This window comes from Alteromonas lipotrueae (assembly GCF_019249215.1).
Taxonomy (GTDB): Bacteria; Pseudomonadota; Gammaproteobacteria; order Enterobacterales; family Alteromonadaceae; genus Alteromonas; species Alteromonas lipotrueae.
The window spans coordinates 20,185-43,166 of the sequence record NZ_JAESDI010000026.1 but is presented as its reverse complement, the minus strand read 5'-3'; the positions used below and the strand labels follow the sequence as shown (position 1 = coordinate 43,166).

16 protein-coding genes are annotated in these 22,982 nt (G+C 42.4%); 2 read left to right on the top strand and 14 right to left on the bottom strand.

Annotation, left to right across the window (positions count from 1 at the left end):
* Window positions 1-410: 410 nt before the first annotated feature.
* From JKP82_RS20270 to JKP82_RS20250, 5 genes are all read right to left on the bottom strand, one after another.
* Window positions 411-761, bottom strand: coding sequence for a hypothetical protein (locus tag JKP82_RS20270; RefSeq protein ID WP_218398500.1), 351 nt, complete (start codon window positions 759-761; stop codon window positions 411-413).
* 97 nt (window positions 762-858) lie between these two features.
* Window positions 859-2,205 (bottom strand): DUF2254 domain-containing protein, encoded by a 1,347-nt coding sequence (locus JKP82_RS20265; protein ID WP_218398498.1) that lies wholly within the window; start codon window positions 2,203-2,205, stop codon window positions 859-861.
* A gap of 41 nt (window positions 2,206-2,246) precedes the next feature.
* Window positions 2,247-2,384, bottom strand: coding sequence for a DUF2256 domain-containing protein (locus JKP82_RS20260; RefSeq protein WP_082604920.1), 138 nt, complete (start codon window positions 2,382-2,384; stop codon window positions 2,247-2,249).
* Window positions 2,371-3,909, bottom strand: coding sequence for a cryptochrome/photolyase family protein (locus JKP82_RS20255; RefSeq protein ID WP_218398496.1), 1,539 nt, complete (start codon window positions 3,907-3,909; stop codon window positions 2,371-2,373). The genes JKP82_RS20260 and JKP82_RS20255 overlap by 14 nt, the downstream gene beginning before the upstream one ends.
* Before the next feature lie 7 nt (window positions 3,910-3,916).
* Window positions 3,917-5,362 (bottom strand): cryptochrome/photolyase family protein, encoded by a 1,446-nt coding sequence (locus tag JKP82_RS20250; protein WP_218398495.1) that lies wholly within the window; start codon window positions 5,360-5,362, stop codon window positions 3,917-3,919.
* 111 nt (window positions 5,363-5,473) lie between these two features.
* Between JKP82_RS20250 and JKP82_RS20245 the strand changes: the two genes are divergently transcribed.
* On the top strand, window positions 5,474-6,787 hold the full coding sequence (locus JKP82_RS20245; protein ID WP_218398493.1) for a DASH family cryptochrome: 1,314 nt from the start codon (window positions 5,474-5,476) through the stop codon (window positions 6,785-6,787).
* Window positions 6,788-6,911: 124 nt separating this feature from the next.
* On the opposite strand, the gene JKP82_RS20240 is transcribed toward JKP82_RS20245, so the two are convergent.
* Window positions 6,912-7,187: a hypothetical protein gene (locus JKP82_RS20240; RefSeq protein ID WP_159530316.1), complete on the bottom strand. Its 276-nt coding sequence runs from the start codon at window positions 7,185-7,187 to the stop codon at window positions 6,912-6,914.
* Between the two features lie 131 nt (window positions 7,188-7,318).
* Here JKP82_RS20240 and fabA point away from each other — a divergent pair, with 131 nt between their 5' ends.
* The gene (gene fabA / locus JKP82_RS20235; RefSeq protein ID WP_057791803.1) at window positions 7,319-7,837 is read left to right on the top strand and encodes a bifunctional 3-hydroxydecanoyl-ACP dehydratase/trans-2-decenoyl-ACP isomerase; all 519 of its coding nucleotides are present in this window, start codon (window positions 7,319-7,321) and stop codon (window positions 7,835-7,837) included.
* A gap of 80 nt (window positions 7,838-7,917) precedes the next feature.
* Here the strand turns inward: fabA and rmf are convergent, their stop codons facing one another.
* The 8 genes from rmf to JKP82_RS20195 all read right to left on the bottom strand — a co-directional run bounded on the left by rmf (window position 7,918) and on the right by JKP82_RS20195 (window position 22,978).
* Window positions 7,918-8,094, bottom strand: a complete 177-nt coding sequence (gene rmf / locus JKP82_RS20230) for a ribosome modulation factor (RefSeq protein ID WP_013784086.1) — start codon at window positions 8,092-8,094, stop codon at window positions 7,918-7,920.
* Window positions 8,095-8,397: 303 nt separating this feature from the next.
* Entirely contained in the window at window positions 8,398-10,167 is a 1,770-nt protein-coding gene (locus JKP82_RS20225; protein ID WP_218398491.1) for a DUF3466 family protein, read from the bottom strand.
* 12 nt (window positions 10,168-10,179) lie between these two features.
* A complete protein-coding gene (uup, locus tag JKP82_RS20220) occupies window positions 10,180-12,120 on the bottom strand; it encodes an ATP-binding cassette ATPase Uup (protein ID WP_218398490.1) in 1,941 nt (646 codons plus the stop codon).
* Window positions 12,117-12,350: a glutaredoxin family protein gene (locus JKP82_RS20215; protein WP_159530309.1), complete on the bottom strand. Its 234-nt coding sequence runs from the start codon at window positions 12,348-12,350 to the stop codon at window positions 12,117-12,119. The genes uup and JKP82_RS20215 overlap by 4 nt, the downstream gene beginning before the upstream one ends.
* Window positions 12,347-14,488 carry a bifunctional 23S rRNA (guanine(2069)-N(7))-methyltransferase RlmK/23S rRNA (guanine(2445)-N(2))-methyltransferase RlmL gene (gene rlmKL, locus JKP82_RS20210; protein ID WP_218398488.1) on the bottom strand — a complete coding sequence of 714 codons (2,142 nt, stop codon included), beginning with the start codon at window positions 14,486-14,488 and terminating at the stop codon, window positions 12,347-12,349. The genes JKP82_RS20215 and rlmKL overlap by 4 nt, the downstream gene beginning before the upstream one ends.
* Window positions 14,489-14,563: 75 nt before the next feature.
* Window positions 14,564-15,571 carry a quinone-dependent dihydroorotate dehydrogenase gene (gene pyrD, locus JKP82_RS20205; protein ID WP_218398487.1) on the bottom strand — a complete coding sequence of 336 codons (1,008 nt, stop codon included), beginning with the start codon at window positions 15,569-15,571 and terminating at the stop codon, window positions 14,564-14,566.
* Between the two features lie 77 nt (window positions 15,572-15,648).
* Window positions 15,649-20,487 (bottom strand): NAD-glutamate dehydrogenase, encoded by a 4,839-nt coding sequence (locus JKP82_RS20200; protein WP_218398485.1) that lies wholly within the window; start codon window positions 20,485-20,487, stop codon window positions 15,649-15,651.
* A 172-nt stretch (window positions 20,488-20,659) separates the two neighbouring features.
* Entirely contained in the window at window positions 20,660-22,978 is a 2,319-nt protein-coding gene (locus JKP82_RS20195; RefSeq protein WP_159530301.1) for an efflux RND transporter permease subunit, read from the bottom strand.
* Window positions 22,979-22,982: the final 4 nt, after the last annotated feature.

Genomic DNA, 22,982 nt, shown 5'->3' with positions numbered 1-22,982 from the left:
TAAGTCTATCAAGCCCAGTAAATACGCGGCTTTAGATAGTAAAGAATACTTTTAACTTAATATACATTATGCGCAATTAGGTATGTGGGGTTTAGGGTGGTTGATGCCAGACTTCTCAGTAGCTTTGCCGTGCGTGATGGCTTACACACTTTTTCTGTGTTTCGTTATTGCGTGGTTTTGAGGTGTGTTTTTATAACGTGCGTGAGATTAAAATCTGAGACGTTTTACGTGGTATCCATAGGCAGTTTTCGCGTACACGCGTATTGTAATCTACTGCTACTCTATGAATATTTTCTTTAGGAGTTTATAGATGGAATGATTAGAATTTCAATTTTAATTGGAAACGAGTTAAGGAAGGATTTTTAAAATTAACGTGTAAGTTATTATTTAAAGCTAACAGCTTTATAGCCTCAGTTTTTCAAAGCCGCATTTTCTATTTCTAATATAATTATGCGTTCTAACATTCTTAACAACTGCTTGCGGTTTTCTCTTTGTATCTTAGTCAGGCTTTTATTTAATAAAGCCACATCTTCTTCTGATAAAGATACTTCAACACTTTCAGTAATATTCGCGTTGTGTACAAATTGCTTGTAATGATTAACGCTGTTTTCTATTGCGGTATCTATTAAAGATTGCGAGCAGCCAACTAGCTTACTAGTAATATAACTAGCAATAACTTTTCTTACTTCTGTTAAACATGTAGGAAACGCTATAACATTTTCTACATGTTGTTTTATGTCATTACTTTCTATTGTGCTCACTAAACGTTACCTCAACCTACTTATAATCCGCGCATTTAAATCTATTATATGGCTTTAATAGAAAATTACTGTATTCGTAAATTCGAGAATCTAGGGCTTAGCTTTTTTTATTGTTTAAGCTATTCACTGCTGAACTTAACATTTCTTTATCGCCGTCATGAATTAACGCATTCATACTTCGTTTATAAGCTTCTTTAGCGTGTTTAGTCGCAGCTTTACAAATATCATCATTGCTTGTTTTAGCAATGGCATCCAAGGTCTTTTGCATTCTTATGGAAACTTCAATCATGGATGCACCATCTCGCGCTAAACCGGTGAATGCGTCATCAAACATATCAGCCGTACTTATGTTAGGTACGGACACCTTATCGTATTTTATATCATCTGACGTAGTGTTCTTTTCTTTTTGTGCCCATCTAATGAACAGTCGTGTATAACTGCCAAGTATACTAATAGCGGTTCCTGGGTCGTTAACCGAAGGCGAAAGTGCGCGGGATGCTATTTCTGATAATACAACCAACCCATATCTTGGGTCGGCTTCGAAAGAACGTTCGCTGCCAATTTGAAATGCCGAAAGCAGCGCTGATTTATCGCTTTTTTCATCTGCTTTATCACTGCTTTTATTTTTGCTGTTATCCTCAGGCTCTTTCGGCTTAATGCTTTCTATATAACACAATGGTTTATCGGGTGTGCAAAATTGCCCAGGTAACATAGCGATGTGTACTTGAGTGTCTCGTTCTTCAGCCCACGCTTGTACTTTTGCCATATCAACCATTTGAACATAGCCAATACTATCGGTTGATAGGGTTTGGTATTTTGAGAGATCACCGCCCTGCTCTTTCACATAGTTCGGCTGCTGCTTACCGCCGAGCCTTGGCGTCGATAGCCGATGATTAATGGCTCGCATTGTGGCAGCTTCAACTTTTTGTACTGTTGAGCCCACACGGCCTAGCCTAGCGACACTGTCTACCCAGCGGATAAACGTAAGAATGACGATCGCAAATACTAAACAGGTAAGACAAAAAAGAAGAAATATTCCAGCGTCTTTGAAGAAGTTGTTACTTGATGCCGTAATGGCGACTACGCTAAAGATGAACGCACCGACAAAAGTAGACAGCGCATTTTGTGAGGCATCGTCTGAGATGATTAAACTTACCGAACGTGGCGTCGATGACCTGCTGGCAGATGCATAGGCGTTTACCATAGTGCCTGCCGAGAAAGTCGCTATGACCAACATGCTCGATGCCATAATGGATAACAGGGTTTCTACCGACGATTGATCGACTTTAGGCAGGTGTTCAGCGAGTGCGGTACCGTCTGCCAGTTTCGAGGCGAATACAGCAGCTATTGATAATATGCATAGTGATAGCGGCTTTACCCACAGTTTCTCCTTAAAGCTAAAAAGCAAAAACCGCAATCTATCTACTGTAATAGGCGCATCCATGAACGTGAGTCCTTCGTTTTTATGATTATAGTTAGCAGGTTTTATTTCATACGTTTGTTTCCGGCACATCGTTTAGAACAATACACTACGTTATCCCAATTCTTTTCCCATTTCTTCCGCCAAGTAAAGGGTCTGTTGCAAACTGGGCACATTTTGCTTGGTAAATCAGACTTCTTCATTTTCAGATAATTTGGTTAAAAAAATTGTCGCGCTGTCTTTCATTGCATCGATATTTTCATCTTTCATTCGGCCATACGTTTTATACATCATTGCCATTCTGGGATTGCCGCTTAGCTTTTCTTTGTGCTTATCAATAAAATGCCAGTATAAGTAATTGAAAGGGCAAGCTTTAGGACCTGTTTTTTTATTAACTTGATAACCGCAGTTTTTGCAGTAGTTCGACATTTTATTAATATAACTGCCACTTGCGACATAAGGTTTGCTCGCGAGTTGGCCACCATCACTGTATAAAATCATGCCTGCTACATTAGGCAGTTCTACCCACTCGTACGCATCTGCATAAACCAGTAAATACCACTGCTGAACCTCTTCGGGTGACAACCCCGTTAAAAGACAAAAATTCCCCAATACCATTAGTCGCTGAATATGGTGCGCATACGCGTTCGCTTGTGTTTCCTTTATGCATTGGCGCATGCAATTCATATTCGTTTGACCATCCCAAAAGAAATCGGGGAGTGAGCGATTATGGTTGAAATAATTGTCACTCTTAAGACCTGGCATGAAGTGCCAATAGAACCCTCTAACAAATTCTCGCCATCCCAGTATTTGTCGTATAAAACCTTCAACTGAGTTAAGCGGCGCAGTGCCGGCGTAGTATGCTGACTCCGCTGCATCAATAGCTTCTTTTGGGCTTAGCAAACCACAGTTCAAATAAAACGCGATATGGGAATGATATAACCAAGGTTTGCCTTCAACCATGGCATCTTGGTACTGGCCAAAATGGGGTAACCTTTCTTCAATGAAGTCGCTCAGAACCGTTAGCGCATCGTCTCGGGTAACGGCAAAATGAAAGGGGCTAATGTCACCGAAATGATTGCTGAACTCGTTTTCAACTAAATTAATTACACCTTGGGTGATCGCATCTATTTTAAATTGCGTGTGGGTCGGCACAGTTGTACCCGCCGGCATGGGCTCTCGGTTTTGAGCGTCGTAATTCCATTTCCCGCCAATAGGGCTTTTATCTTCCATCAAGATGCCATGTTTTCTCCGCATCTCTCGATAGAAAAACTCCATACGTAACTGCTTTCTGTCATGGGCCCAATCACTAAATTCTTGGGGAGTGGCTAGAAAACGAGCGTCATTAATAATACTGACAGGCACACCTAGGGTTTGCTCCCATTGCTGCATGCTTTTTAGCAAACGATATTCACCCGGTGAAGTTACTTTAACATTGTCAAACTCGCCGCTTGCTAGCGCATGCTTTACCTGTGCTAGCAAACTGCCTTGGTTTACCTCATCGTTATACTCAATATAATTGACGTTAAAATTATCTTCCTTTAACGCTTTTGCGAAATGTCGCATGGCACTAAAAAGAAAAACAATTTTCTTTTTATGATGCTTAACGTAAGTGGCTTCTTCACGCACTTCAGCCATAAGTACAGTATCTTTCGTTTTTGTCGCATTTTCTAAAATAGGCAGATTGTAAGTAAGCTGGTCACCTAAAATAAGTATTAAAGAAGACATGGCTACCCTACTCTTTTAAAGCCTGAAACGCATCTAGAGCACGCTGCCTCGATGCTTTTAAATCTACGATGGGTTTAGGGTAAGTATCTCCTAAATGTACGCCCGCATCTTTAGCGATAACCGGCGGCGCATCCCAGGGTTTATGAATGTATTTATCGGGAAGGTTGGCAAGTTCAGGGCAGTACTTTCTTACATACTTACCTTGTTTATCGAACTTCTCACCTTGTAGTAACGGATTGAAAATTCTGAAATACGGTGCAGCGTCGGCGCCGGTACCGGCTACCCACTGCCAACTTGCAGTATTGCTGGCTAAATCAGCATCTACTAGGCAGTCCCAAAACCAGCGTTCGCCTTCGTGCCAGCTAATAAGAAGGTTTTTAACCAAGAACGACCCTACAATCATACGTACACGGTTGTGCATATACCCGGTTTGCCACAGCTCTCGCATACCCGCGTCAACAATAGGGATACCAGTCTGCCCCTTTTGCCAGGCTTTAAGAGATTTTGCATCACTGCGCCAATTGAACTTATCAAATTTATCATTAAAGTTTTTGTGCGGTATGGTTGGAAAGTGGTACAGCAAGTAATAACTGAACTCACGCCAGCCCAACTCACTTAAATATGTGTCTATACTTTTATCTTCACTGGTTTCAAACCTGTCTTTTATGGCATACCACACTTGATTGGGCGAAACCTCGCCAAAGTGCAGATGAGGTGATAGATGAGACGTTCCATTCATTGACGGAATATCACGGGCATCTTTATATTGGCGCGCAGAGTGCTCAATAAAACCCTGTAAATTGTCAGCAGCGCCATCTTCTCCTGGTTTCCAATGGTTTTTAAAATCACTGTCCCAATCAAGTGACGGAAGTAAGTTAAGGGCGTCTATACCGCACGGACTGTTAGCCTTAGCGTTTGTATTATCTTCAACATCGGCGTATGTAATTCGTGCTGGCGGTGCTTGGGGGTAGCGTGGAGGCTCAACGTTCAAGCAGCCTTTTCTATAATAAGGGGTAAATACTCGATATGGCGTACCATCCTTCTTAAGCACTTTCATCGGTTCCCACAGTAAGCTCCCATTAGTACTGTGCGCCTCAAAGTCATTATCTAAGAGCTGCTTTTTAATCGCTTTATCACGATTAATTTGCCAAGGTTCATAACAGCGATTCCAATAAATTCCCTTAGCATCATAGGTTTCCATTAACTCTGGGATCAGGGTTTTAGGGTCGCCTTTGAACACCCTTAAATGGCCATTTAATCTATCGTTCAGTGAATGTAGCGAATGATGTAACCACCAATTGCTAGCACCTCCTAGTACTCTGCCATCGGGTGCATCATCATCGTAGATATAAATCGGGATTATTTTTCCTTCATCACAGGCTGCGTTTAACGCGGGGTTGTCTTTTACTCTAAGGTCCTGTCTGAACCACATTATCGACACTGGCACTGTCACTGTTAACCCTTTTTTTGAACAATTTATAAACACTTAAGCATGCACATGATACGATAATCGCTAAAAGCAGGATCCGTCTACCCCTAAAAAAGGTATAAGGGAGGGAACCCTATGATACTGGATAATCATGTGATGCGTGATTCGACAAAACGCACTAGAGGCCTGTTTTGGTTTCGCCACGACTTGCGTTTTCACGACCAAGTGGCGCTATCATCGCTTTGTCAGCAGGTCGACGAATTGACTCTGCTTTACATAATTGATGACAGCTGGTTTGTATCAAACGCTTACGGTATTCAACCTGTTGGTGAACATCGTTTTAATTTTGTTATAGATACAATAGAAGCATTAAACGAAAAAGCGAGCACTTTGGGTCACTCTATTTTGACTTTAAAAGGCCAAACACCTGAACTACTGGTGTCATTACTCTCATCCAATGCCTATACGCACTTTGGGGTGACCGAACACGGCGGCTACAACGAGCGCCGAGAAGTTGAAGCGGTTTCGCGTTTTTTCCCCAATATTGAAATAGTAACAGGCGAAGCTAGCTCGCTGTTTAATCAAGAAGACCTCCCTTTCAATCTTGAAATTATGCCGGATGTCTTTACACCGTTTAAACGCAAAATTGAGTCTGTGATAAAGCCGTGTGAACCTGTGGCGACGTTAACTGCATTACCTAGGTCTTATACGCCAGATATAGACACTAAAAGCCTATATAAGCTCAATAGTTGCCCACACCGTAAACAGACAGAAGGCGCCTTCGTTGGAGGCGAAGACGCGGCGCTCTCTCACTTAAATAGTTATCTATTCGAATGGAAAGTGGCTGCAAGTTATAAAGAAACACGAAACGCGTTAGATAGTTGGCGAGAAAGTACAAAACTATCGCCATGGTTAGCCACAGGTGCCCTCTCGGCGCGGTACGTAATCCAAGAAGTAAAAAAGTACGAGCGAGATGTGGTTAAAAATGATTCAACCTATTGGATTCATTTTGAGTTGCTTTGGCGTGAGTATTTTTACTGGCTTCAACAAAAGTTTGGACCAAAGTGGTTTCAATTCGATGGTATTAAATCAAAAATGCCAAACACTACCCACGACGCTCAAATATTCGGTGGCTGGTGTAACGGGAAAACAGGGTACCCCATTGTTGACGCGTGTATGCGTCAACTGGCCGCTACGGGTTATATGTCTAATCGAGGTCGACAATTGGTGGCAAGTTGCTTTGTGAACGAATTAAGGCAAGATTGGCGCTATGGTGCGGCTTGGTTCGAGAGCCAATTATTAGATTATGATGTGGCTAGTAATTGGGGAAATTGGCTGTACCTAGCGGGCGTAGGTACAGACCCAAGAGAGAACCGGCAGTTTAATTTGCAGAAACAAACCGAAATCTACGACCCGAAAGGAGAGTTCTGTGCAAAATGGTTAGACTAACGCCATTACTTTTCCCATAAAAATACGTAATAAGTCTGCCTTTTCTCAGGTTATGCGTAGCCTGCAAGACGTAAATCCAGCTATTTTGGTTACGCGTAACCCTGCTAAGGCTAGGGAAAACGGGTTATCGGTTATTTTTGCGTAACCACTCATTAAGTAATTTAATTTGGCCACATTTATAAGCGGCATACATTAAACGTACTGAGTTAGAAACGGCTTCACTATCGCTCCACCCTGTTTTCTCTCGAATTTCGTCATAGCAGAGCTTAGCTTCAGGGGAAACATAGCCTCTGACCAGCTTTTTTCCTGCATCTCGTTGACGTTCTCGGAAGCGACGCTGCTTATCAGCATTCGCTTTTGCCTTTTCTTTTACTGTACTGTTGTTCGTATTTTCTGTCATAGTAATCACTGGCTCGTTAGTAGTTCGAGTTTAACACGCGTTTTTATTTAGAAAAATGACTGTTCGGAGTTGTTTAGCGTACAAGTGTTCGCTAAATTAGCAGCGCGAATTTAAAAAACAACGAGTTGGGAATGTCAGACAGAAAAAATAGTTTTAACAAAGAAGATTTATTAGCATGCAGCCGCGGTGAAATGTTCGGTCCTGGTAACAGCCAACTCCCCGCCCCTAACATGCTGATGATGGATCGTGTCGTTTCTATTACTGAAGATGGCGGTGAACATGGGAAAGGCGAAATAATTGCAGAGTTAGACATTACGCCAGATCTTTGGTTTTTCGATTGCCACTTCCCAGGTGACCCTGTAATGCCTGGTTGCTTGGGATTAGATGCCATGTGGCAGCTGGTCGGATTTTTCTTAGGTTGGTGTGATGGACCAGGCAAAGGTCGTGCTCTTGGCGTCGGTGAAGTGAAATTCACAGGGCAAATACTGCCTACTGCCAAAAAAGTTACTTACAAAATCACCATGAAGCGTGTTATCAAACGTAAGCTATTCATGGGAATGGCGGATGGTTCTGTTGAAGTAGATGGAAGAGAAATCTACGTCGCGAAAGATCTTAAAGTAGGTTTGTTCCAAGACACATCTAACTTCTAATAAACGTAAAGCGTCAAAACGATAAAAGCCCCATTACTGGGGCTTTTTCATTGCTTAATCACTTTTTAAGAGAGAAGACGTTATTTAACACTAAGACCTACGTGCCTGTCTTCTACCGCCTCGCGCCAGCCTCCTAACCATTCCGACCGAGCGTCATTCTGTTGAAAAGGACAAATATCCTTTGAACGACCGCTAATACCAGCTTGATACCCTTTTGAGTGGGCGCGTGTCAGTTTATCTCTTTTTTGTCTTTTCATTGATTAGCCTCTTTAACTTTGTAGGATGTGCTACAAATTCTCTCTCGGGCCCAATACATCGTTTTTCAATTGATAGTGGCGGAAAAGTCATTGTGCACACTACTGTGATAGTGCAATGTGCAAAATGGTTCAACACAATTATTGTAAAGAGAGCATTGACATTTGGTAATGCAATGAAATATAGATGAATTTTATATTACACTTTTTAGGCATATATATTTCAATTTTTAAATCCTTTAGCAATAAAAAAGGCCGCTAAAAACGAGCGGCCTTTGAAAAATAACTAAAAATAGAGCGAATTGATTATTTCTTCAATTTACGACGGAAAATGGCCAGTAAACTTAGCGCCATTAACCCAAAGAAGCTCGTAGAAGCACCGCTGCGCTCAAAGTTGTCATCTACTTCATCACCGTCTTCATCAATACTACAATCGTCGATGGCGCCGCCAGTAGGTGATAGTTTCACCGCGACAATAGCATCAACCTCTATGGTTTCACCTGCTGAGTTAATCACATCAGCACCCGTCACATATTTGCTGGTGGATCGAATACGCGCATTAACGATAATTTCATCATTATCGTTAATATCGATAGCTTCTAGCAACGTGTATTCACTGTCACACGGCGTTAAGTCGTTTAAATCCAGAAACTCTTCAGTATCAATATTGAACATGAACGCGTGTGTCTCACGAACAGTATCGGATGTCGCATCAAAGTCAGATTTACCTACAATAATATTATTATTATTGATGGCATTCGCTTGAACACCGGCAGTGGCAAAGAAACCGTCGGGGTATAATTGCTCAGTGGTATCTAAGTTGTATGCGAATAAACGAGAACGTGCAATATCACTCGATTCACGCAACACTGCACCTGCTACCCAGTTGTTATCGTTAATCGCCATCGCTTGGCTAAGTAAGTTTTCTTCTCTCGGAAGGAGCTCTTGTGTTTCACCGTCTCTATATACGGTGGCAACACGCTCGCTTTCATTTAAGCCAGAAGAGTTAGGGCGTGTAATAGTAACCGCATCACCCGTTAACGCTTCACCCACCGCAATACCTTGTTCATTAATGTCATAGGCATAAGAAAAGTAATGTGAGGTGTCGTCTTCTTCCGGCGTGAAAAGTAATGGGAATGTGTCAGTGCTTATCACATCGCCGTTGACATCTAATTGCCAAATAGTCGCGTTGACTTCCGATGAAAGAATGAAACCCGATAAAAAGCTAGTGGAGTTTGTTACGAAGTAACTAGATATACGTGGTACGTTAAATTCACCACCGTAAATACTGAAATAACAGCGGCCTTCCGGTAAATCACCACGAGTTTCGTCGTCTTCACAAGTTTCGACTGCTTCATCAACCGTATCTAAAAAACTAACGGTACTGAAACCAGCGACTTGTAGATTTTGATTCACAGCACGTGCTGACGAGAAGCCACCTAAGGTGTCATCAACGGCTGGAATAACTTTTGATGACCCACTGCTAGTTTGAACAAACGCTTGCTGCGGTAATTCTGAGTAGGTGTAATTGATGGTATTACCATCTTCGTTTTCATATTCATCCAAAACAACTACGCCTGGAGAATCACCAACAATAAAATTACCGCTTACGCTATCTCTTCCGCCTGCTTCAACAGATTGGGTGTAATCATCAAATTTGTCGGTTACTTCATCTAAACCAGGCACCAAGTCTATATCAGTGGTATCGGTTAAATAGGTTCTGAAGCTCGCGAGCTTCTGACCTGTTGAACTGTCTTGGTTTGAAAGAAGAAAGTTAACGACTAAGGTATAATCAGCATCAGTAAATACACCTTGTACTGCATCATCTTCATTTTCAAGAGACCCTGAAAACGTGGTAAAGAAACTGGTATCTTCTTCTAGCTGTTCTACATCAACAGGCGGGTTAAATTCCAATTGCACCATTGATAACATTTTGCCGGTATTATCAATTGAACGAGCGAAGGTATTTTGACCAACATCCTGCAAAGGAAGTGGTGTCACGGTGTAGGTTTCGGCGACTGCCGAAACACTACCTGTTGCCAACAGAACGGCGACGGCAAGCTGAGTTCGTTTCATCTAAAATCCTATTTACTGCTGATTATCTTCCAGCATACTTTCTAATTCATCCCAGCGCGCATATTTATGGGATAAGGCTTGTTCTTTCTCTGCTAACAGAGCTAAGGTTTGTGCAGTTTCGTCGTTCCCTTTTTTAAAGAATTCAGGGTCGTTAACTAACAACTGCATTTCCGCTAATTCATTTTCATACTGCTCAATATCTGCAGGCAGCGATTCAAGTTCGCGTTGATCTTTATATGATAACTTTTTCGTCTTACGGGGAGAAGACTTAGCACTAGGACTATTCGAACTTAAATTAGTTTCATTCTTTACTTTGGCTTTTTCGTCTTTAATAACTTGCTGACGTTTTGCATTTTGATCTTTGTACCAGCTCTCTACGTCAGTGAAGCCTCCAATAAACTCCCGTAAAAAGCCTTCGCCTTCAAATACGACACAACTATTAGCAACATTATCGACGAATTCCCTATCATGGCTTACGAGCAATACCGTGCCCGCATATTCATTTAACAGGGTTTCTAACATCTCTAGTGTTTCAACATCAAGATCGTTTGTTGGTTCATCAAGCACTAATAAGTTACTGGGCTTAAGCATTAGCTTGGCCAGCATTAGCCTGTTTTTCTCTCCACCAGATAATGACTTTACCGGCGCATTAACCCGCTCAGGTGAAAACAAATAATCTTGTAAATAGCTAATGACGTGTCTTGGGTGCCCGTTAACCATAAGGTCACGTTTACCATCACCTACAGCATCAATAACCGTTTGTTCCAAATCTAAGCCATGGCGATGTTGGTCAAAATAAGCCACTTCAAGGTTAGTACCTTGCTTACAGTTACCGTTATCGGGTGTTAGTTCTCCGAGCAACAACTTAATGAGGGTACTTTTACCACTACCGTTCGGCCCAACAAGTGCAAGTTTATCGCCACGTAGTACATTAAGGTTTAATCCCTTCACAATTTGATTACCGCCAATGGCGTAGTCTAAATCGGTTACTTCAAACACCATCTTGCCCGAGCGTGTACCCTGGTGCTGGCTTACTACTGCGTTCCCTTGTACCGCGCGTCTTGCTTTACGCTCTTCACGCAGTTTCTTCAATGCCCTTACACGGCCTTCATTACGAGTACGGCGAGCCTTTATGCCTTGACGGATCCACACTTCTTCTTGCGCAAGCTTCTTATCAAACTCGGCATTATGGGCAGCTTCTACTTCAAGGTCTTGCTGCTTTTTCTCTAGGTAGGTTTCGTAGTTACCTGGGTAACTGGTTAATCCACCCCGGTCTAAATCAACAATACGGGTTGCCATATTTCGGATAAAGGCCCTATCGTGACTTACAAATACAATAGCGCCATTGTAATTAGATAAACTGCTTTCCAACCAACGAATCATTTCAATATCTAAATGGTTGGTAGGTTCGTCAAGCAACAGTAAATCGGGAGAACGAACCAAAGCGCGTGCTAATGCCGCTTTACGGCGCCATCCACCTGATAATGTCGATAATGAAATATCAGGCTCTAGTTTAAGCATGGTGAGCGTTTGTTCTATTTGCTGCTCAAATTGCCATGCATCACGGGCTTCCAAGGTTTCCTGCAAAGTTTGCAGACGATTTAAGTTAGCTTCACTAGGATCTTCAGCCACCAATTTGGTTTGGTGATGATAGGCTTTAATGGTGTCGCCTACATCTGCTAAGCCTTCAGCAACGTAATCGAAAAGGGTCACATCTGTGGTTTGCGGCGGATCTTGCTCTAATCGAGCAATTATCGTGTCGCTTTCTATAATGCGCTGGCCATCGTCGGCTATTACATCACCTGATATCACTTTCATTAGTGTGGATTTACCACTGCCATTTCGGCCTACTAAACACACGCGTTCTTTGGGTTGAACAATCAGTTCAACGCCATCTAATAAAGGGGGGATACCGTAGATAACAGTGATGTTCTTTAACTGCAATATACTCACTGTAAGAATGTCTCCAATGCGTTGGTATCAAATGGCCAGCCGATTTCGGCGCCATTGTCTTCCCGTTTCAATACAGGAATGCGAGCACCGTATAAATGATACAAATCGGTGCTATCACGAATGTTTACTTTTTCCACCGTTAACGAAGAAAACTGCTGTGTATTAGCCAACTCAATGTCGGCCAAATCGCATAAACTACACTGAGGCCCTGTGTAAAACACTATTTTCATAAAGCTTCTCTTGATAACGGTTCTTTTGGTAACGCTTCCTTTGATAACGAAAGGATCCAGCACTTATGAATGTTTCCGCGCCGAGAAAAGTCTTCAGGTATGGTTTCCTGAGTAATATTTTCAATACTGAAACCTAATCCTTCTAACGCCTCTTCATCTAACTTGAAGCCACGTTTATTGTTAGAGAAAATTAACGTACCGCCCTCATTTAGACAGTTTCTCGCATTCGTTAGCATAGTAACGTGATCGCGCTGTACATCCCACGTGCTTTGCATACGCTTAGAATTTGAAAACGAAGGTGGGTCGATAAAAATTAAATCGTATTTACCTTTATGATCGCCTAACCATGACGTGCAATCAGCTTGAACAAAAGCATGTGGCCCATTTAGCTTGTTAAGCGCCACATTCTTTTTCGCCCAGTCTAGATAGGTGTTAGACATATCAACGGTGGTCACTGATTTCGCGCCACCTTTAGCTGCAAACACAGACACACTGCCAGTGTAAGCAAACAGGTTAAGTACATCTTTACCTTTCGCAAGCTGCATAACTTTTTGACGGGTGTTTCTATGATCTAGAAATAAGCCCGTATCTAGATAGTCAGTCAAGTTCACCAATAAGCGCGCACCGTTTTCGTACACTTCCATCATGGTGCCAGACTGGTTAATTTTTTCGTACTGCTTAGTACCCTTTTGCTGGCTGCGTACTTTAAGCACTATTTGCTTAGGCGATATGCCTGTAACAGTAGGCAAATAAAGCAATACTTCTTGCAAGCGTTTACGGGCTTTGTCTTCCGACACAGTTTTAGGCGGTGCGTATTCTTGTACTACTAACCAATCGCCGTACCTATCAATGGCCACGTTGTAATCGGGCAAATCGGCATCGTAGATACGGTAGCAGTTAGTATCAACTTTGTTGATCCAAGCCTTCATTTTCTTAAGGTTTTTCTTTAGGCGATTGGCAAATTCGTGATTCGACGCATCTTCAGTAAATTGAACTGTGTTTTCTTCGCTTAACACATAGTTCACTAAACGGCACTCTAGCTTACCGTTATTCATGCCGTAGTCTTTGGTTGCTCGTAATTTTAATACACGCAATAAATCACGGTTGCTGCTAAGCAATGATACGTGCCAGCCTTTCCATGCTTCTTTAAAACGCTTACCCCATTCGCTGAAAAGCGGGATAAGTGCTGTTAGCTCGCCCAAACGTTCACCATAAGGGGGGTTAGACACCATATATCCTGGAGTCGCAACCGGCGGTGACGACTTAGTGGCGTCTTGGTTGCTGAATTTAATATCGTTAAACACGCCCGCATAGTCGGCATTGTCTTTTGCAATGGCAATCATTCTGCGGTTGTAATCGGCAGCGAAAATTTCACTTTTGCTTTCTGTTTGATTCGAAATAGCATCATTTACCAACGAATCCCAGTATGCGGCATCGTGGCTTAACCACTGACTAAAGCCCCAATACTCACGCTTTATGCCAGGGGCAATATTACGTGCCATGAAGGCCGCTTCTATGGCAATAGTACCCGAGCCACACATCATGTCAGCAAGGGGCTTGTCCATGTTTTCGGTCCAGCCACTGCGCATTAACATGGCGCAGGCAATATGTTCTTTAAGTGGTGCATCACCCGTTTCTTGACGATATGAACGTTGGTGCAAACTTGCGCCGGCCATATCAAGACCAATAATCACATTGTCTCGTTGAAGTCTGGCGTAAACAGGGAAATCAGGCATTTTGCGCTCAACCGATGGGCGAGCTTGTCCCTCTTCTACGAATTGGTCGACAATGGCATCTTTAATTCTTACCGCGCCAAACTGCGTGTTTTTAATTTCGTAGTTAGTACCAATAAATTGCACTGATAACGTATGGCGAGATTCCATATGCATCTGCCAATCAATATCCATGGCTGTCTTATACAACTCTTCAGCATTTCCTGCCTTTCCTGTGCCTAAGATCCAAATAACACGGTTGGCCAAACGAGACCAAAGACAAAGTTTATAAGCGTCTTCTTTGCTTCCTTCAAACTGCAACATGCCCGGAGACTGTTTAATTTCTGCACCTGGGCACAAATTGAGTATTTCTTGCTTAAGGAGTTCGTCAAGACCGCGGCTGGTTGTTGCCAGAATAGTATTCATTCAATTACCTGATAGAGCGTGTGATTATTGCCACACGCTTGAGTGTATAAAACTGTAATGTGTCGCTTTCGCTAATTATAGCGCTTTTACAATGCGTTTAACGAGGTCGGGCCCCTGATAGATGAATGCAGAGTATACCTGAACTAGTGATGCTCCTGCATCTAAACGTGCTTTTGCGGTTTCAGGAGAATCTATACCGCCCACGCCTATGATAGGAATAGCTCTATCAAGAGCACTAGATAGTTTTTTTGTTACGTTCAAGCTCATGTCGGTAAGGACAGAACCGCTCAGTCCACCCATTTCATCAGCATGCTTTAACCCCTGAACAGCATCACGAGAAAGTGTGGTATTGGTGGCAATAACGCCATCCATTTTGCTGGCGAGCAAAGATTGCGCAATGCTTTGTATTTCGCCATCTGATAAGTCTGGCGCAATTTTGATAAACAAAGGTACGTATTTACCGTGAGTTTGAGTAAGGGTTTCTTGTGCCGCTTTTAGGCCTACCAATAATGCATCAAGGGCTGCACCATACTGGAGGTTTCTCAGCCCAGGAGTATTGGGTGAAGAAATATTGATAGTTACATAACTGGCGTAAGGGTAAACCTTATTCAGACAAATAAGATAATCGTCGAGGGCCTTCGCATCGTCTGTATCTTTATTTTTGCCTATATTGATACCAATCGGGCCTTTAAAGTGCGCTTTTTTCACTTGAGAAACTAAGTGATCAACCCCTTTATTATTAAAGCCCATTCGATTGATAATTGCCTGTTTTTCAGGAATGCGAAATAAGCGAGGCTTAGGGTTACCCATTTGTGGGCGAGGTGTAACCGTACCAATTTCTACAAAACCAAAACCCATTTCAGCAAACGCATCTATACAATCACCATTTTTGTCTAAGCCTGCCGCCAACCCCACAGGATTATCAAAGGTTATACCTGCAATCGTCACTGGCTTTTGGATTGTCGTGGTGCTGTAAGCCCACTTCAACGGCGTGTGTTGCGTTTTATTTAACCAGTTGATTGTAAAGTCATGGCTTTTTTCGGGTTCGCATTGAAGCAACAGTTTTTGCACTAATGATTGCATAGGTGTTTGTTTTCGCTTGTATTTGGTATAAAAAAGCCCTGATTTACAGGGCTTCGTCATTTTTGATAGCGTGTATTCTAATGGCTAGACTTCACGCTTAAAAGCATCAATTCACGTAATGCGACAGAAAATTTCGCAAATTCATGGGTTGAGCTAGTCTTAAACTCTGACATCATATGATACCAGCGTTTCAACAACACTTGGTTGCTCTGCATCCAATCTTCCAAAATTTTGTCTGCATCGCTGGCCTCTGGGTTTATTTGAAGTAGATTAGCGGCAATTGAACGTTGCTGCCAATCCAGTTCTTCACGGTACGATGCGCGTGCTAGTGCTTGCCAATGGTTGCTGACTGCTTGATTGTTAATTTGATCTAAGAACCAATGCAATTCAAGTTTAGAGCCAAGCTGGAAGTACAACCGCGCGACAACATCAACACTATGTTTTTCAGCTGCAACAATGTGTGCTAGGTCGAAACTAGAGAACATATTGGAGAAGCTAGCTACTTGATACGCGATATCCTTCGGAACGTCTTGCGACACATAGGTACTTGTTTTCTCTTCTAGCTGTGAGTATTCAGCTTCTACTAAATAGTTCTGCAGATTCTTAGACAAGTTATTGAAGGTTTCACGATAGCTTGCAATCGACTCTTCAATAGACAGGCCTTTATTGCCGTGTCTAATATACCAGCGTGCAGCGCGGCGCATAATACGGCGAGCTTCATCTAGCATCTTAAGCTGTAGCTTCGCTGAAATAACGTTATCTAAGTCTTCAATACGGTTCCAGAGCGTTTCCATATCAAAAATACCGTGCACAATAGCGTAGGCATTAGCAATATCATCAACGCTGGCACCGGTTTCTTCCTGAATACGAAAGACAAAGTTAAGCCCCATATCGTTAACCATATTATTGGTCAATTTAGTGGCAATAATTTCACTTCTAAGTGGATGCTGCTGCATATGTGTACTGAATTTTTCACGCAACACCTTAGGGAAAGCTTGAAGCAACAATTTACCGTGATAAGGGTTATCAGTGATTTCAGGGATATTTAATGCATCTTTCAATACCATTTTGCCGTAGGCAATCAAAACACTAAGTTCAGGTCGCGTAAGACCACGATCTGACGCCACTCTATCCGAAATTTCGTCATCACTCGGAATGAACTCAAGCTCTCTGTTAAGTTGACCTTCACGCTCTAAACCGTGAATAAAGCGAAGCTGTTCTTTCAATAAGCTTACGCCCGACATCTCAGTAATCGAGATAGATTGAGTTTGGCGATAACAATCTTTAATCACAATACGCGATACGTCATCGGTCATGTCGTGCAGCAAATTGTTACGCTGTTTAACTGTAAGTTCACCGTCGTTAACCACGCTGTTAAGCAAGATTTTGATATTAACTTCGTTATCGGAGCAATCAACTCCCCCTACATTATCGATGAAGTCGGTGTTTACGCGTCCGCCGGAAGCAGCATATTCAATTCGACCTAACTGCGTTAACCCTAGGTTACCGCCCTCACCTACAATTTTGGCTTGCACGTCTTTGCCGTTTAAACGTAAGTCATCATTAGCTCTGTCGCCCACTTCCGCATGCGACTCTTTTGAGCTCTTAACGTAAGTCCCGATACCACCATTCCAAAGCAAGTCCACAGGCATTTTTAAAATGTTATGGATAAGTTCGTTTGGCGTCATCGACATCTGACGGGTGCCTAACCACTTTTTCATTTCTGGGGTAAGTTTAATCGACTTCGCGGAACGACTAAAGATACCGCCACCTTTTGAAATCAATGTTGAATCGTAATCTTCCCAACTTAATCGTGGGTTTTCGAACAATCTAGCGCGCTCTTTGTAACTTGCAGCTGCATCGGGGTCTGGATCGAAGAAAATATGTAAATGGTTAAACGCCGAAATTAATTTGGTGTGCTTAGATAAAAGCATACCATTACCAAAAACATCTCCCGCCATATCCCCCACGCCCACCGCAGTGAATTCTGTGGTTTGGCAATCGATACCGATTTCACGGAAGTGACGTTTAACAGACTCCCATCCGCCACGCGCAGTAATACCCATCTTCTTATGGTCATAACCGACGCTACCACCTGATGCAAAGGCATCCCCTAACCAAAAACCGAATTCATCAGCAATACCGTTGGCAATATCAGAGAAGGTAGCGGTACCTTTATCGGCCGCCACAACCAAATACGGGTCATCTTCGTCTAGTCGCACTACATCTTTTGGTGGTACAACTTCACCGTTTACAATGTTATCGGTGATATCTAGCAAACTGGTAATAAAGGTGCGATAGCACGCTTGACCTTCAGCCTGTATGGCTTCTCTGCCCTCACCAACGGGCAGCTTTTTACAAACAAACCCACCTTTCGCGCCAACAGGTACAATAACCGTATTTTTTACTTGCTGTGCTTTTACTAAGCCTAAAATTTCAGTCCGGAAATCTTCTTGGCGATCAGACCAACGAAGTCCGCCACGGGCAACCTTGCCACCGCGTAAATGCACACCCTCTAAACGTGGGCTATACACAAATATTTCAAATTTAGGCAGTGGCAATGGCATATCAGGAATCATTTCTGGCAGCATCTTAAATGACACATAAGATTTTTCATTGCCTGCTTCATCGGGCTGATAGAAGTTAGTTCGAAGGGTTGCCGACATCATATCTAAATAACGACGAATAATTCTGTCGTCATCTAAGTTACTAACACTGTCTAATTGGGTTTTAATATTCTCAAGTAACGCTTCTTCTTTCTTCGCATTACGTTTCTTCTTCGGATTAATGCGCTGGTCGAAAAACTCCACTAGCAAGCGGGCAATATCAGGGTAATTCGCCAAGGTGTTCGCAATGTAATCACGACTGAATGAACTACCGGTTTGACGCATGTATTTTGCGTACGCACGTAAAATAGTGACTTTACGGCCCGTTAAATTAGCACCCAAAATTAAGCGGTTGAATGCATCGTCTTCTAAATCGTTATTCCACACTTTCGCAAAAGCTTCTTGGAATAAAGTCTGTGCGCGCTCCATGTCAAAATGTTGGCCACTTTTGTGCAACATAGTGAAATCCATCACCCAGTTTCTAAAACCATCTGGGCAGGTGATTTTATAGGGGCTTTCATCAATGACGCGCAAACCAAAGTTCTCAAGCATAGGCAATACATCAGAAAGATGAATAGGCTCAGCACGATGGAACAACTTGAGCTTCACTATTTGGCTGTCAGACTGCTCTTCTTGAGGACGATAAAACAGCATGTCGAGAGTATGATCATCATCTAACTGTTCAATTTTGCCGATATCAACAAGGGCATCACCCGGTAAGTTCTGTTCCATATAGCTACGTGAAAACGCATTGCCATATTTGCGCTCAAGGGCTTTACCCTGCGCTTCACCGTGTGCTGCTGAAATAGATGAAGCTAATCGATCGCTCCACGTTTTAGTTAGTTCAATAATATTGCGTTCTATTTCCTTCACATCAAATTCCGCGTTGTTGTCGTTGACCCTGGCAATGTAATGCGTGCGTGCATACACAGATTCAGAAAAGAACGTAGTAAATTCAACTTCTTCTTTAGCACCTAACGAGGCTTTTAATAGCGCTTGGGTGTCTACACGTAGTTGCGTGTTGTAACGCTCACGAGGTACAAATACCATACATGAGAAGAAGCGACCAAAGACATCTTTACGAATAAATAAGCGTGAAATACCCCGCTCTTGCATTTGAAATATACCCATCACTATTTGGGCTAATTCTTCTGCGGGTGTTTGCAGTAGCTCATCACGTGGATAAGTTTCAACAATATTCACAAAGGCTTTAAACGCATGGGTGCCTGGCTCATAGCCAGATAAATCACATATACGCTGAATCTTTTCTCTCAGCATAGGAAGTTGCGTCACACTTTGGTTATAGAAAGACGCTGAATAGAGGCCAAGGAAGCGATGCTCACCAATAACTTGCCCATCTTTGTTAAACGCTTTTACACCAACATAATCCATATAAGCAGGACGATGAACACGAGCACGAGAGTTTGTTTTCGTTAAAATTAACGGGCTTTGGCTTAGTGCCTCTGCTCTTGCACTGGAAGGTAATTTCGACAATAGGCGCTCTCTGTCATTAACAGAGTTCTTTAATAAACCTAAACTAGTATCGTTAGACGGTATCCAGCGATGGTCGCCCTCTATGGCCTTCACTTCGTAATAACGATAGCCCATCATGGTAAAGTTATGGTCGCTTAACCATTGCAAATAAGCTTTGGTTTGTTTCTTTTCATCAGTCGATACAGGCCAGTTTAGTTTCGTACTGTCTTTAACCACGGTTTCTAACTTAGTGGTCATTTCTTGCCAATCTTTAACCGCCAACGACACTTCGTCTACCACTGAGTGTAATTCTTTCGTTAATTCATCAATGTCTTTTTTCGCACTTTGATGATCAACCTCGATAAATATCACTGTTTCTTTTCGGGTGTTTTCAACTGTCTTGCCAGGCTCGGCAAACTCGACCACTTGGTTTTTACTATTTCGTTTTATTCCAATTGGGCTATGCAAAAATAAATGTGCAGTAATGTTTAATCGGTTGAGTGACATACGCACAGAATCGACAAGAAACGGCATGTCCCTAACAATTATTTCAACAATGGTATGGCTTGAGTGCCAGCCATGCTTTTCTATTTCTGGGTTGAAGACACGAATGTAAGGTGCTGAATTATCGAATTTTGCAAGCCCGTTCCATAAGCTTAAAGTGGCACCGTATAAATCGCTGTCGTTACGATCTTCTAAGTCATCACTAGAGATATTTTTATACAACAGGCGTCCGAATTGCTGCACGAGTGACTTCTGCTGGGCATCCACCTTTTTTTCAATGAGTGCAAATACATTATCTAGCAGTACTGAGTGTCGCTGTGAGGTGACTGTCATTAGTTAACCTTATAAATGTCGTAAGTGCTAAGTTGCGCGGCTATTTTCGCTAAAACTGAGAGGTATTAAAAGCCCCTTTTTAACCTTATATTAACAGCATAGATAACTATGCAAAAAACACCTATAAAAAAAGGCCTTACGGCCCTTTTTTATGATTAGCTATGCAAAAATATTATGCACCGGGGTCATTTCTATTCCACCACAAGAATCTTGCCAGTGCTGGAAGTACGATAATTGCTCCTAACATATTAACCACGAACATAAAGGTCAACAAAATACCCATATCCATTTGGAATTTAAGTGAAGAGAATACCCAAGTACTTACCCCTATTGCCAAAGTAATACCGGTGAACAGTACGGCACTACCTCGCTCTTTTAAGGCAGCTAAATAAGCTTCTTGAACCGTAGCACCTTGTTTAAGCATAAGGCTCTTTGTCGATAAGATATAAATACCATAATCAACACCGATACCCACACCTAATGCAATAACTGGTAAGGTTGATACTGTAAGACCAATTTGCAGATACGTCATTAGTGCTTGCGCTAAAACAGACACAACATACAGTGGAATTACCACCACTAAGGTTGCACGTACAGAGCGGAAGCTAATTAAGCATAATGCGATAACGGCGCCAAATACATATACCATCATTGGATCTTGTGCAGCCTCGACCGCTTCGTTCGTTGCCGCCATCACTCCCACTGGGCCTGATGCCAGACTAAACGACATATCGTCGGTCTCATACTCAGTACGGAAATCTTTTACAGCATCTACCACACGAGAAATGGTTTCTGCTTTGTGATCTTCCATAAACAGAATAATCGGCATGACAGAACAATCACCATTTAATAAGCCAGATGAAGTTGGCACCCTTGAAATAGCTTGCACTAAGGTTTGTTGGTTACGAGGTAGAACCTGCCATTTAACATTACCTTCGTTATAACCCGCGTTAACTATCTTAGCCACTGATGCTAATGATACGGCCGACTGCACACCTGGAACGTTCTCCATTTTCCACTGAAAATCATCCATCGCTTTCATTACGCTGTGAGACGTACAAGCTTCAGGGGTGGTTTCTACCAAAATAGAGATGTAATCCACCGTGACTTCATACTTGTCAGTAATCAAGAAGGTATCTTGGTTATAACGTGAAGACTCATGAAGTGCTGGTGCACCCGCGTGCAAATCACCTATCTTCATGTTTTGTGCTTGGTAGTGCCCAAAGCCGAATAATATGGCGGTTACAATTAGAATAAAGGCTGCTGGCTTTTTACGTGAACACGCTGAAACAATAGCCCAAAAACGGGTGTTACTATTTTCTTTGCCAGCAAATTTATCAACGTACTTTTTATCAAGCTTTAAAAAGCTCATCAGTACCGGCAATAGCATAAGGTTGGTTAATATAATAACGGCAACACCCATACTTGCTGTAATGGCCAGTTCACGAATAATACCTATATCGATAACCAGTAAGGTCATGAAACCTACTGTGTCAGAAAGTAAGGCAATCCCCCCCGGCACTAATAAGCTTCTAAACGCTGCCATAGACGCACGTTTTGCACCTATTCCTGTTACCGCACGTTTTTCTACCGCGTTAATCATTTGTACGCCATGACTTACACCAATAGCGAAAACTAAGAACGGCACCAGGATGGACATAGGATCCATACCAAAGCCTAACGAAGTTAGTAGACCAAGCTGCCAGATAACTGCAATCACTGAGCACAGTAGTGGCAATATAGTGAGCATGATACTGCGAGAGAAGAAGTACACCATGATGGCCGTTATCGCGATAGCAATAGCGAAAAACAAGAGTACGTCTTTAGCGCCATCAGCCACATCACCAATCATCTTGGCAAACCCGATAATATGAATAGAAATATCTTCGTTTTCATATTCACCGCGAAGTTGCTCTTCAAGCTCAGCCGCTAAGGCAAGTGTATTTAACGGCTCACCCGTTTGTGGGTCGATATCCAATAGCTGTGCTGTCACCATGGCACAGCTGTAGTCGCTGGCTACTTGACGACCAACAATATTGGCTTTTTCAATATTGGCAGCCACTAGCGCTAAGGCCGCGGGGTTTGCTGAATTGAAGTCGGCTGGAATAACTGGCCCGCCAGCAAAGCCGCCTTCTACAATTTCAGTAAAACGGGTAGAGGGAGAAAACAATGAAATAACGAGAGAACGGTTCACACCATTTATGAAAAATAGCTGGTCGTGCACGTTCTTTAGCGTATCGAAAAAGTTCTGATTGAATATATTGTCGTTCTTATCACAAACAGAAACTAAGATATTGTTCGCACCACCGAAGTCTTGGCGATGTTCAATATAGGTTTTCATGTACTCATGATTGAGCGGAATATTTTTTTCAAAACCAGCGTCAAGTCGCATCTGCGATGCTTGAAAGCCTAAAAAAACCGTCGCGATAGCAAAAAGGGCTACCACCAATTTACGGTTAGAGAAAACAAGATGTTCAATGAAATGGGTCATAAAA

Bases quoted from the DNA above. Each gene is read 5' to 3' on its own strand.
- JKP82_RS20265 (WP_218398498.1), bottom strand. From the start codon at position 2,205: ATGGATGCGCCTATTACAGTAGATAGATTGCGGTTTTTGCTTTTTAGC.
- JKP82_RS20260 (WP_082604920.1), bottom strand. From the start codon at position 2,384: ATGAAGAAGTCTGATTTACCAAGCAAAATGTGCCCAGTTTGCAACAGA.
- JKP82_RS20255 (WP_218398496.1), bottom strand. From the start codon at position 3,909: ATGTCTTCTTTAATACTTATTTTAGGTGACCAGCTTACTTACAATCTG.
- JKP82_RS20245 (WP_218398493.1), top strand. From the start codon at position 5,474: ATGATACTGGATAATCATGTGATGCGTGATTCGACAAAACGCACTAGA.
- JKP82_RS20240 (WP_159530316.1), bottom strand. From the start codon at position 7,187: ATGACAGAAAATACGAACAACAGTACAGTAAAAGAAAAGGCAAAAGCG.
- fabA (WP_057791803.1), top strand. From the start codon at position 7,319: ATGTCAGACAGAAAAAATAGTTTTAACAAAGAAGATTTATTAGCATGC.
- rmf (WP_013784086.1), bottom strand. From the start codon at position 8,094: ATGAAAAGACAAAAAAGAGATAAACTGACACGCGCCCACTCAAAAGGG.
- JKP82_RS20225 (WP_218398491.1), bottom strand. From the start codon at position 10,167: ATGAAACGAACTCAGCTTGCCGTCGCCGTTCTGTTGGCAACAGGTAGT.
- JKP82_RS20215 (WP_159530309.1), bottom strand. From the start codon at position 12,350: ATGAAAATAGTGTTTTACACAGGGCCTCAGTGTAGTTTATGCGATTTG.
- rlmKL (WP_218398488.1), bottom strand. From the start codon at position 14,488: ATGAATACTATTCTGGCAACAACCAGCCGCGGTCTTGACGAACTCCTT.
- pyrD (WP_218398487.1), bottom strand. From the start codon at position 15,571: ATGCAATCATTAGTGCAAAAACTGTTGCTTCAATGCGAACCCGAAAAA.
- JKP82_RS20200 (WP_218398485.1), bottom strand. From the start codon at position 20,487: ATGACAGTCACCTCACAGCGACACTCAGTACTGCTAGATAATGTATTT.
- JKP82_RS20195 (WP_159530301.1), bottom strand. From the start codon at position 22,978: ATGACCCATTTCATTGAACATCTTGTTTTCTCTAACCGTAAATTGGTG.